We start from the raw sequence: 12,151 nt of genomic DNA, 5'->3' as shown, positions 1-12,151 counted from the left end.
GCGTCGGGTTGGACGAGCAACACATGATGGACTTCAGATATATCACATGCTAGCCTGTCTGCTCCATGTCCAACAGGAAAGACCCCGGTATGAACCTCTCAACTCCCAAACGCTCGGCATTCCGCCGACGCTCCACCACGTGCCTGCTCACCGCCACGGTCGCCGCCATCGGCGTCGGCGGGCTCGTCGCCGCCCCCGCTGCGGCCGCGACTCCGGCCGGCGTCTCGGCCGAACTGACCATGAATGCCGCGAGCAACTGGTACCAGAGCGGCTCCTTCACCGTCTCGAACGACTCGGATGCGCCGTCAGACTGGTCGATCCGGCTGAACGTGCCGAACGGCACCTTCGCGAACAACGCAGCCTGGATGACCGACACCGCGGTCGACGACAGCCAGGTCGTCGTGTCCTCGCAGCACCCCCTCGCCGTCGGCGCGAGCGCGGTCGTCTCCTTCGGGATCGCGGGCAACGGCACCGTCGCCCTCTCCCCCGAGGCGTGCGACGTCAACGGCCAGCCGATCACCGGCTGCTCGACCGACGACGCCCCGGCTCCCGTCGAGGGCTCCGAGGACGCCTCCGAGCAGGGCGCCGGCGACGCCGGCGAGGAGCTCCCCGTCGACGTCCCCGGCGACGCTCAGCAGCCGCCCCTCGGTCTGTCCATCGACGCGCACCGCTCGCTCGTCAGCGTCCAGGCACTCGGCGACGCTCGGACGATCGCCGCGCAGAACGACCTCGCGAGCCCGCACACCGACCTCCAGCCGACCGGACGGTTCGTGACCGCCGGCGAACGGATCACCGTCGTCGTCCCCGAGGGCGCCACCGGACTCCAGGCTGCCGTGGGCCTCCACGGCAACTACTGGGACATCAACCGGTGCATCGACGTCGGAATGCAGCTGACCGAGCTCACACCCGGCAGCACCGAGATCGTCGCACCCCACGACGGCCTCGTCTACCTCCAGCACACCGGCACGGGTACGACGGCGGACGTCACGGTCACGGGCGGGTCGCCCGTCCCGACCTTCATCGCCGGCGAAACCAGCCGCGACGAGTTCGACGCGCAGCTGGCCGAGTGGAACGCACCGATGTTCACCCTCGTCGGTGACCGCGTCCTCGCCGACTTCCAGCGCGCCGCTTCCTTCGCGGGCTCGAGCTTCTCCAACGAAGCCGCCCTGGCGGGCATCGACCTCGACGCCCGCGTCGCGAGTTGGGACGCCGGCGTCGTCCTGAACGACGAGTACTTCGGCCTGGACGCCGCCGCGACCGCGCACCGCGTCCACATCGTCGCGCCGAGCCACGCCGGTGCGCCCGCTCACGGTGCGGTCGCCGCCTGGGACGGATACCTGAAGTCGCCGAGCAGCAACGTCGGTCACTCGCAGCTCCTCGACCCCGTGACGAACCGCGCGCTGTGGTCGGCCGTCGCCGACACCTACGGCACGTCGCTGTTCGCCTGGAACGCACCCATCGGCACCCAAATGGCCCGCAGCGGTGCGGCCCTCGACGGCTCCGCCGGATTCAACGGCTTCAGCTCCGCGTCCCACCAGAAGAACGCGGAGACGCTGCGCAAGGAGAGCTATCACGCCTACGCGTCGTACAGCAGCTGGGTTCGTGGTTCCGCAGGACTCAACACCGGTGGGCTCGTGTTCGAGCAACTCGACTGGGCCTTCGGCGACGACTTCGTCACCGAGCTGATCCAGGAGCACCGCGCCTCGGGTGCTGCGTCGGCTTCGGTCGACGACTTCGCCCGTGCAGCGTCAGCCAAAGCCGGACACGACCTCGCACCGCACTTCGCCGCTTGGGAACTGCCGCTCTCGGCCGAGACGAAGGCCGAGCTGGGCAAGCTGCCCGCTCTGGACGACTCCATCTGGACCGTGTACGCCGCGAAGGGGTGATCGCACGCTGCGATCACGTGGGCTGAAGCGGTCCGGCGACGGCGCGACCCGTCGCCGGACCGCTTCGTGCGTCACGGACCGACCGCTCGCCTCGACGACTCTTGCGGGTGGCAGGCTATCCCTTCGGACGACGCGGACGAGCGGCGGCCGGCGGTTGCAGTCGCTCCACGAGCCCACGGCGTGCACGGTAGCGGAACCGGCTCCGCTGGCGCTCGAACCATCCGAGTGCCCCGCGGGCCCGGTCGGACTCGGCCATCGACTGCGTCCAGAGCTCCTCGGAGCGCTCGCGATCGATCTCCTGCCCGGAGAACACGGCGTCGTCGGCCAGCACCGCGAGTGAGGCCAGTTGCGACGGAGCGCCGTCGAGCTGTGCGTCGAGAGCCGAAGCGGTGCGCGTGCGCGTCGCTGCGGCGGGAACCTCGTAGCCGAACTCCGCGTAGCGGTCCACGAGTTCCTCCCATGCCCCTGCGGCGCGATGGTCGCCGCTGCCAACACGACGACGACCGACGCGACGACGCTTCGCGCCGGCGATCGCGAGGAGCGGGATGAAGTACAGCGACAGCGGGACACCGACGATGACGGCCACCCACCAGACCCACTCGGGGATGACGAACTGGTCGTCCTTGTCGTCGTCGTCCCCGTCGTCGATCGACGCCTCGGTCAGCAGGCTGTCGTCGAGGTTGTCGCTCCGCGGGGGCTGACGGACCTGCGGCTGCGGCTCGGTCTTCGGCTTCGGGTCCTGATCCTGCGGGATCTCGGTCTCATCCGGCGTCGGCGAGAAGGCGACCCAGCCGTACCCCTCGAACGGCACCTCGACCCACGCGGTCACGTCGTGGCCCGTCACCTCGACCGAGCTCTGTCCAGCGGTGATCTCCGGGGCGAAGCCCATGACCACGCGGGCAGGATAGCCGAGCGAGCGCGCCATCAGGGCGAACGCCGAGGCGTACTGCTCCTCGTCGCCGACCATCGGCGTCCGCGTGAACAGCTCGGCCATCCGGTCGGCTCCGTGGCCCGCACGGGACGGCGTGCTGTCGGAGGCGAGCCCGTGACTCAGGAACCCTGTTGTCCGGAGGGTCTGCTCGATGGCGCGCAACTGCCCCATCGGCGTCGTCTCGGTGCCCACGAGCTCCGACGCCTTCGCGACGACGATGTCGGGGATGTTCGTGACCGGCGGCAGCTCGACCTCGGCCGTCGGGGTGGTCGCCAGGAGCGTGTCGTCGGGAACGGCCTGGGTCACGGAGACCTCGTCGTAGCCGTCACCGCTGCTCAGTCCCGTCGTGAGCACGGCGGCACCGCTCTGCGCGTTGTAGCGGACGTCCTCGGAGCGCTCGGCGGCCGAGCCGTCGAAGCTGAGCGCGGACGGGTAGCCGACCCCCGGCACCCAGATGTCGTCGTAGCCCGTGATGTCGATCGACACCGTGCGCCCCGGCCCCTCGGTCAACAGCTTCGGCGCCGGCAGCTGATCGCCGACCAGCTCGAAGGCACCAGAACCGTCGGTGGCGGTCGACGGACCGGACACGGTCCAGAGGCGCCCGTCGTAGCTGTCCATGGCTGCGAGACGGATGCGGTCGCCGGGCTTCAACCCCGTTGCGGTGAAGAGCTTCGTCTCGTCGAGATCCTTCGTGTACTGCCGGAAGCCGGCCAGGGGACTCGGGTACTCGAACGGATCGAACGGCGGCGTGACGACCTCGCGCAGGACGAACCGGGAGTCCGCTGCGGGCGTCGCGACGATCGCCGCGCCACCGCCGGCGACCACCGCGAACGCGGCGAGGACGGCGGTGCCGACGAGCTTCTTCCGACGCAGGACGGCCGTGGTGGAAGCGGCGGCGTTCTCACCCCGACCCGCGGCTGGACGCCAGCCCAGCCAGAGGAGCGCGATGAGCGCGAACGCGATCCCCCGGACGGCGGCGAGGAACGGCGTCGAGGTGCCGAGCAGCACGCCGACGGCGTAGAGCACGATCGGGCCCGTCAGCACGACGGCGCAGCGAACGGCCGCCTGCGGACGACGCGGCAGCCAGCGGACGGCGAGGATGGCGGCGACCACGCCGACGACCAGGCCCGCGACGTACGGGAGGGTCATGATGTAAGCCGGTGCGCTCAGCGGCGTCTGGAGGGTGACGAAGTCCTTCCAGCCGAACACCGCGCCGACGCTGATGCCGCCGAGGGTCCGCAGGTTCGGCAGGAAACCGAGGGTCGCGGCCGAGGGCATCGCGAGCGCGCTGCCGAAGAGGAAGAAGACGACGACAGTCGACAGCCCGGTCAGGATCGCGTTCAGTCGCAGCGCGTGCGACGCGACCCCGGTGGCAAGGCCAAGGGCGAGCCCCCCGAGCCCCGCGAGCAGGAAGCCGGTGCCGCTCAGTGCGGCGCCGAAGCCCAGGAGCCCGAGGGCGGCGAGCACGAAGACGACCGCGAGGTCGATCCAGGAGCGCCCCGGCAACGGCCACGGCGCATCGAAGGTGGGGACGATGCCCTGGACGTCGACGTCGGCCGCTGCGCGCGCACCGTCGACAGGTGCAGGACGGACGGTCGTCCGTTCGTCGACACCGCCGCCGCTCACAGCGCCCTCGACATGACCTTGGCGAGGTCGCCGAGCGCCCCCACCGTCATGACGCTCATGCCGGCGACATCCTTGATGCTGGCGCGCGCTCCGCGCTCCACCCGGATACCGAACACGTTGACGTCGGGTCCGAACAGTCGCTGGATGCCCCGGTACTCCTGTGCCTCGAGCCCTGACCCGGCGACGATGATGACGACGCTCGGGGCCGGCAGGCGCTTGGTCGTCTCGCGGGCGAAGGTGCGCGGGGTGTCGAAGGTGCCCTCGGCGAGCTGCAGCCGGCAGCTGTCGTCGAGGAAGGAGGTCACGGTGTGCGTCCGGAGGGCGAGCCGGTCGGTGACCACCGCGATCGGCACCTGGTCGATGATGACCTGCGTCGCGATCGAGGCGGTGAGGGACACGGCGAGCTCGAACTCGTCCTCGTCTCCGTAGTACCGGGAGTCGGTCGTCATCACCATCGTGAGCTGGGAGCGTCTCGTCTCCTCGAACTGCCGCACCATCAGCTGTCCGGTCTTCGCCGACGACTTCCAGTGGATGTACCGACGGTCGTCACCCGCGACGTAGCCGCGGAGCGCGTGGAAGGAGATGTCGTTGTTCGTGATCGTCTTCGTGACGAGGCCTTCGAGGTCGCGGATGAGCCCGGCGGCCGTGGGATGCAGCCGCGTCGTCTCGGGGTGCACGAACAGCTCGACGGGTTCCGTCCAACGCACCTCTCGACGCAGCAGGCCGAGCTGGTCGCCTCGCACCGAGACCGCGGGACCGGCGGGGATGACCGCGCGACGGTTCGTCGGCACGGCGAACAGCTCCTCGTGCTCGCCGTCCTTCGGGATCGCCGGCAGCGCGAACTCCGCGAGGCCGAACCCCACTGGAACCTCGAGGCGGGTCGGCGTCGTCGCGCGGTTGCCCGGGTTGGCGATGAGCACCTGACCGATCGCCCGCTCCCCCACGGTCACCCGGCTCGGGTTCAGGTGGATCGAGATCCGGAACGTCGAACGCCCGAACAGGAAGGCGACGGAGATGAGGATGGCCGCGAGCGGTACGAACCCCAGGAAGACGAGCTCCGACCAGCCGAGGATGAACCCGGCGACGGTGGCGAGCACCCCGATCCCGAGGACGACCCAGCCGAGTGCACTGACGACGTCGGTGACGGGACGGACGGCGGCCCAGACGAACCGCGCCCACGGCCCGACGACCGCTGTGACGCCCTGCCAGGCAGCGCGCACCGGATGTTGGCGCTCCGCCGCGACGGGCGAGACGCCTGGATCACCCTCGGCACGCACGTCGGACGGCGCCGTCGGGATCTGCTCGGATCCGTCCGGCGCTGCCGTTGCGCGCTGCTCGAGGGTCTCGCTCATGCGGCGCGGTAGGCCGGAGGCGCGATGCTGACGAGGACGCGGGCGACGACGTCCTGGGCCGTCACACCCGCGAAGTCCGACTCGGGGTCGATGATGATGCGGTGCGCGAGCACGGCCTGAGCGAGCTCGGCGACGTCGTCCGGCGTCACGTAGGTGCGGCCCTGGGAGATCGCCCACGTCTTGACCGCCCGCACGAGGGCGAGGGCTCCGCGCATGCTGACGCCGAGGGCGACGTCCTTGTCGTCGCGAGTGGCCGCGACGACGTCCGCCACGTACTCGAGGATGCTGCCGTCGACGTGCACCTCCGAGGCGAGCTGCGCCATCGTCGTGACCGAGCTGGACGCGATGATCGGGTGCACCTTCGTCGCGCGCGCCCGGTTCGAGGCGTCCAGGAGGAGGTTCACCGAGGTCTGGCGGTCGGGGTAGCCGAGGGTCGTCTTGATGAGGAAGCGGTCGAGCTGCGCCTCGGGCAGCTTGTACGTCCCGGCCTGCTCGATCGGGTTCTGCGTGGCGATCACCATGAACGGCTTGCCGGCCTCGTAGCTCGTACCGTCGATCGTGACGATGCCCTCCTCCATGACCTCCAGCAGCGCCGACTGCGTCTTCGGCGAGGCGCGGTTGATCTCGTCGGCGAGGACGATCGAGGCGAAGATCGGGCCCTTGTGGAACTCGAAGATCCCCTTGCCCTGGTCGTAGATCGTCACACCCGTGACGTCCGACGGCAGGAGGTCCGGGGTGAACTGGATGCGCGAACTCGTGCCGTCGAGCGTGTTCGCGAGCGCCTTAGCGAGCACCGTCTTGCCCGTGCCCGGGTAGTCCTCGAGGAGCACGTGGCCCTCGGAGAGCATCGCCGTGACGACGAGCTTGATGACGTGCTCCTTGCCGAGGATCGCCTGCTCGACGTTGTCGACGAGCTTGCCGAACGCGTCGGCGAACCAGTCGGCCTGTTCCTGCGTGACAGTCATTGGGGTGGGTGCTTTCGGGTCGGAGGGGAAGGGAGTCAGCGCGTTACATCGCGTTCCACGCGGCGCCGGACGTCGAGCCGATGCTGAACGTCTCGCCGGTGGAGGTGTTCCGGAAGAACGCGGTGATGGTCTCGCCGGCGGGCATGACGCCCAGGTGGTTGTTGTGGGTGAAGCTGCCGGACCCGCTGGCGTTGACGTTGGACGTCGAGCCGACCGCGGACCCGTTGCGCTGGATCTGCACGTCGTAGTTGCCGTTCGGCACGTTGTCGTACCGCACACCGACGTCGTAGCAGCCGGTCCCGCCGCTCTGGCAGGCGTGCGGACCGTTCGACTTGAACAGCGATCCACTCGGCTTCGGCGGGGGCGGGTCGTTCACCGTCACCGCGTTCGACGTGGACTCGGGGCCGCAGCCGACCGGCCCGCACGCCTTGACCTTGAGCTGATAGCCGCCAGCCGGCGCGCCGCCACTGCTCGCCGAGGTTCCCGTGGTCGAACCGCTGTCGTAGTTGGTGTCGGTGTTGGCGTGGACGATCCGCCACTCGTAGCGGTCGATCCGTCCGCCCGTGTTGCCCGGCTGGTTCCAGGAGGCGGAGAGCTTCGTCGGCGCGTCGCCGCCCTTCGAGAGGGACGGGCCCTGTGGCTCGCTCGGCAGGCCGTACGACGTCTCGGTCACCGATTCGGAAGGTTCGCTGTACCCGACGCTGTTGTGAGCGTAGACCGTGAAGGTGTAAGCACGACCGTTCTCCGACGCGAAGGTGCACGCCGAACCGGGTGCGCACTGTTTGGTCTCCCCCGCGCTCGACCGGATCTCGTGGAAGTCGATCGGTGCGCCGTTACTCGCGGGCGACCCACTGACGGTGATCGTGATCGAGCGGTCTCCGAAAGAGCTCCCGGGTTTGCCTGGTGGATCGGGGACGTCCTTCACGATGACGGTGATGCGACCCTGCACCTGCCGGTTCGGGTCCTTCGTCGCATCCCGGATCGTGTAGAGCACACTCACGGTGCCGCTCTTCGACGAACCGGGCGTCACTGTCACCGTGCCGCCGGAGAACGTCGCGGTCGCCCCACCGGCCGGAGCGCTCTCCACCGTGGCGTCGAGGATGGTCAGCGGGGTGTCGGGGAACGGGTTGTAGTCGTTCGCCAGGACGTTGATCGATTCGGCCTTGTTCTTGCGGCCCTCCTCGACACGGTCGTCGACGGCACGCGGGAGCGGGCGGGTCGATGAGACCACGCGCACGTTGACCGAGCCCGCGACGGAGTACTCCTTGTAGTTGACGGTGAAGGTGAGCGTCGCCGCGGTGCCGGGCTGCGTGCCCTGCGGGGCGGAGATGGTCAGTTGCGACCCGGACAGGCTGCCCTGGACGCCAGCGGTGGTGCCGGCGAGACCCTGGTAGGTGAGGGCCGCGAGGATCTTCGGGTTCGGGTGGTCGCTGGACGCTCGCAGATCGACGACGGTCGGCGCCTCGCCCGCCTCGATCGGGATGGTCACCGGCGTGAAGGTGGGCGCGACGTCTTCCAGGTCCGGGTCGCCGACGGTGATCGGCAGGGTGAGGAGCTTGCTCTCCCGGCCGTCGGTCGCCTCGAAACTCACCGAGGCTGGACCGCGGTAGTCCTTGGCGGGCGTGAAGGTGATCGTCTCGTCGTCGACGTAGCTCGACGTCCCGTTGCTCCGGAAGTTCACGACGCTGCCCTTGTCGCCGATCGTCACCGGCTTACCGGAGGGCGCCTCGGCGATCTCCGAGAGCTTCCAGGTGCGGGTCTCGTTGACCTTCACGATCTGCTCGGGCAGCGGGTTCTTCATCCGCGGCGGTTCGCCGTCTGTCGCGGCCGGCACGATGATGAACGCCGCACCACTCAGCTGCGTGACCGGGTCGGTGAGCCGGTAGGCGATGGCCTGACGACGATCCGTCAGCGTCACCCGGATCGTGTTGCCGTCGCGCACCTCACCGGAACCGGCGTTCGCTCCCTCGAGGGTGGCCTGGAGGTCGTCGACGAGACCGCCGGGGTTCTGGGCACCGTCCAACACGTCGATGTCGACCGTGGCCTTGCCGACGATGTCGGCGTCCTCGAGCACGTGGTCATCGGCCTCCGGGTACTGCGGCTTGGCGTCCTTCGTGACCTTCACCTGGATGTAGGCGCTGTCGATGCCGCCCTTGCCGTTGGTGATCCCGTAGCGCACCGCGAAGAAGCCCTCGTCATCCGGGGCCTCCACGACGACACGGCTCTTGCTGACCTCGGCCGTGATGCCGTCGTCGACGGAGAGCAGCTTGGGTGAGAGCTTCAGCGTGTAGCCGTTCGGGTCGGAGTCGTTCCCGAGCACCGGCACCGAGGCGACCTTGCCCGGGAGCACCTCCACGTAGTCGTCGACCGCATTCGGCTGACCGTCGACCTCGGGGCGCCCGATGACGCCGATCTTGATCGTTCCGACGGCGACCGCACCGTAGGTGTCCTTCACCCGGTACTGGAAGATGTCGGTCCCGGAGGAGTCGGGTGCCGCCTCGTAGACGAACCAGGTACTGCCCTGCTCGATCACCCGACCGAGCAGCGGTGCCGAGGCGATGTCGTCGACGACGACGGAGTCGCCGTTCGGGTCGAGGCCGTCGAGCGGCACATCGACGCGCACGGTGGCACCCGCGAAGACCCGAGACGTCAGCAGCTGCGGCACGGGCGGTTGGTTGTTCTTCTTGTCCTCGCCGACCACGTTGAAGGTGACCGTCGCGGTGTCCGCTTCCCCGAAGGTGTCGTACACACGGTAGGTCGTCGTGTAGGTGCCCGGTTCGTTCGGCGCCTGGAACCTGACCTGGTCGTCGTCGACGAACGCGAGCCCAGCCGTCGGCTCGTCGACGAGCGTGCGATCGACGAGCATGACCGCGGCGTCCGGGTGGTAGTCGTTGTCGAGCACGGCCACGTTCGCGATGTCGCCGGCGCGGACGACCGCCGCGTCATCGGTCGCGACGGGTGCCTGGTGCTTGGGCAACGGCGGCACGGGGATGACCGTCACTGCGGCGTCGGCCGTCGAGGTACCGTCCGACACCGTGTACGTGAACTGCAGCTGTTGTTCGAGCGGTGCCGAGGAGGAGACGCGGATGACGGCGCTGTCGAGGATCTCCACCGAGAGGGAGGCCGACTCGTCCGGGAGGGTGATCGACTGCACGGCGAGCACCTGCCCGCTCGGCGACTCGTCGTTCGCGAGCACGGGGATCGTGATCGTCTCGTTGGGACGCAGGTAGCCGTTGTCCTTGACGGCGACCGGTGGGACGACCGCGTCCGGCTTCTCGAGCACGTCGACGCGGATCAGTCCGATGCTCGACGCGATGCCTGCGCCGAGGGTGTACTTCAGGTAGTAGGTGCCCGGCTCGCTCGCCGACACCGTGACCGACTGCTTCTCGAGGCTCGGCGACGTGGCGAGACCGCCCTGCAAGGCCTCGACGCCGATCAGGCCGAGTGGCGCGCCGCTCGGCGACTGATCGTTGGCGAGCGGCATGACGAGCGCAGACTCCCCCACGAAGGTGGAGACGAAGTCGGGCGTGCCGACCGGACTCAGCGCGCCGGCCGGCTGCACGTCGACGGTGAGCGTGCCCTCGGCCGACGCCGTGCCGTCCGAGACCACGAACTTGACGTCGCGGGGACCCATCTCCGGCGAGGCGTGCGTGAAGGTGACGAAGCCGTCGGGGGTGAAGCGGACCAGGTCGCCGGAGGCCGGGGACGCGGACTGCAGGAAGATGTCGTCGCCGTCGGGGTCACGCCAGTCGGCCAGGACGTTGTAGGTGACCGTCTGCCCCGCTTCGACGGAGACCGCCGCCTCTCGATGCGACGTGGGCGGCTCGTTCACCTCCGGCGGCTTGATCGCGATACTGACGGATGCCTCGGCGACACCACCCGGGCGGCCGTCGTTGACCGAGTAGCGGAACGACGTCGTGCCGGCGACGAAGCCCTCGGCTGGTGTGAACTGCAACGCTCGACCGCCGTCGATGTACGACAGCGTGCCGGACTCCTCGGCGATGTCGGTGAAGTTCTGGATGGTGAGGACGTCGCCGTCCGGGTCCGAGTCGTTGTCGAGCAGCGGCAGGACCGTCGCGCGGCCGGGACGGACCCCGAAGGTGTCGTCGCGGGCCACGGGTACGCGGTTCTCCTCGGTGCGTTCGGCGAGCGTGTCCTCGAACGACTGCTCGGACGCCTTCTCGTCGCCCTCCTCGCCGTCCTCCTCCTGAGGCGGCGTCACCTCGTCCCAGTTGTCGACGAGGCGCATGTTCTCCTGCACGAGCCACGCGTTACCGGTCTGGATGTTGTTGAGCGCGATCACGGAGCGGTTCACCCGGAAGACCAGCTGCTGGCCGAGCGTCTCCGGGGTGATGTCGGACACGATCGGCTTGCCGTCGGCGCACTCCGCGGCGTACCGGCTGGAGCCCGCCCAGGCACCGTGCATGCAGCCGTCGAGATAGACGGGCGCGGTGACCTCGTCGGGTGAGACGGCGGCGGTCAGGACGTCGGCGTCGAGCACGATCGGATCGCCGCCGCCGAGCGGGAGTCGGACGAGCGAGTCCCCCGTCGCGACGACGACCGAGTCGTCGGCCGCAGAGGGCTCCTGGATCTTCAAGGGCTCGCCGGGGAGTTCGGTGACGGACCCGTCCTGCTTGACGAGGTCGCCGTTCGTCAGGTCGAGGATGACGGCCTGCTCGCCCGCGGCGCTCAGCTGGTAGTCCTCGAGCTTCGGGAGTTTCGACTGGGTCGTCTTCCCGTCGGGTGCGATGCGGAAGAGCAGTTGCTTGCTCGGTGAGACCGCGAGCACGGTACCGGTCGAGGTGACGACGGCTTGGCCGGTCTTGCCGATCGACAGGAGCGGTTTCGTCTCGGTCGGGTCGAACCGCAGCTCACCGGCCGCGTCGAGCGACCAGAGCTTTCCCGTCTCGCCCGCGACGACGGCGAGACGGTCGCCGCCGTAGTCCACGGTCGCGCCGCTCGGCAGCGTGATGCGTTGGACGAGGCTCGTGAACGCCGGATCGATGCGTTCCAGCGAGGACAGCGCCTTGTCCTGCAGGAAGACGTCGTCGCCGTTCTGGAGCACGTCGGCGTTGTTCGACGCGGTCGAGACGGCGCCGTCGAGTTCGGAGATCTGCTTGTTGAGGCGACCGGCGAGGAGCGACTCGCCGTTCGTCACCCACACGTCGCGCGATTCCAGGTCCACCTCGGTGACCGGGAACCCCTGATGGATCAGGGCAGCGGTCACGGGCACGGCGACGAGCACCGACAGCGCGGTGATCGAGGCGGCGGTCTTCCGTTTCCGCAGCCAGGCGCTCCAGTTGCTCACGATCCCCCAGGTGATTTCGGCGCGGCGGGTGGTACTGGCCGCCGACGCGCAGACACTCTAACAAACTTGCACAACACCTGACC

5 protein-coding genes are annotated in these 12,151 nt (G+C 69.2%); 1 reads left to right on the top strand and 4 read right to left on the bottom strand.

Annotation, left to right across the window (positions count from 1 at the left end; all coding sequences use genetic code 11):
- The first annotated feature begins 89 nt into the window (after nt 1-89).
- On the top strand, nt 90-1,886 hold the full coding sequence (locus tag KXS11_RS00970) for a M60 family peptidase N-terminal accessory domain-containing protein (protein ID WP_437383593.1): 1,797 nt from the start codon (nt 90-92) through the stop codon (nt 1,884-1,886).
- A 115-nt stretch (nt 1,887-2,001) separates the two neighbouring features.
- On the opposite strand, the gene KXS11_RS00965 is transcribed toward KXS11_RS00970, so the two are convergent.
- From KXS11_RS00965 to KXS11_RS00950, 4 genes are read right to left on the bottom strand one after another with little or no spacing between them, the layout of a single operon-like run.
- Complete coding sequence (locus KXS11_RS00965; RefSeq protein WP_437383592.1) at nt 2,002-4,443, bottom strand: transglutaminase domain-containing protein; 2,442 nt, start codon at nt 4,441-4,443, stop codon at nt 2,002-2,004.
- A complete protein-coding gene (locus tag KXS11_RS00960; RefSeq protein WP_437383591.1) occupies nt 4,440-5,795 on the bottom strand; it encodes a DUF58 domain-containing protein in 1,356 nt (451 codons plus the stop codon). The genes KXS11_RS00965 and KXS11_RS00960 overlap by 4 nt, the downstream gene beginning before the upstream one ends.
- Nucleotides 5,792-6,760: an AAA family ATPase gene (locus KXS11_RS00955; RefSeq protein ID WP_437383590.1), complete on the bottom strand. Its 969-nt coding sequence runs from the start codon at nt 6,758-6,760 to the stop codon at nt 5,792-5,794. The genes KXS11_RS00960 and KXS11_RS00955 overlap by 4 nt, the downstream gene beginning before the upstream one ends.
- A 43-nt stretch (nt 6,761-6,803) precedes the next feature.
- Entirely contained in the window at nt 6,804-12,068 is a 5,265-nt protein-coding gene (locus tag KXS11_RS00950; protein WP_437383589.1) for an Ig-like domain-containing protein, read from the bottom strand.
- Nucleotides 12,069-12,151 lie beyond the last annotated feature (83 nt).

Source organism: Plantibacter flavus, assembly GCF_051487245.1.
Classification (GTDB): Bacteria; Actinomycetota; Actinomycetes; order Actinomycetales; family Microbacteriaceae; genus Plantibacter; species Plantibacter flavus_B.
This window is presented reverse-complemented; position numbering and strand designations above follow the sequence as displayed.

Excerpts from the sequence above, each read along its gene's own strand:
- KXS11_RS00970 (WP_437383593.1), top strand. The coding sequence starts at position 90 with ATGAACCTCTCAACTCCCAAACGCTCGGCATTCCGCCGACGCTCCACC.
- KXS11_RS00960 (WP_437383591.1), bottom strand. The coding sequence starts at position 5,795 with ATGAGCGAGACCCTCGAGCAGCGCGCAACGGCAGCGCCGGACGGATCC.
- KXS11_RS00955 (WP_437383590.1), bottom strand. The coding sequence starts at position 6,760 with ATGACTGTCACGCAGGAACAGGCCGACTGGTTCGCCGACGCGTTCGGC.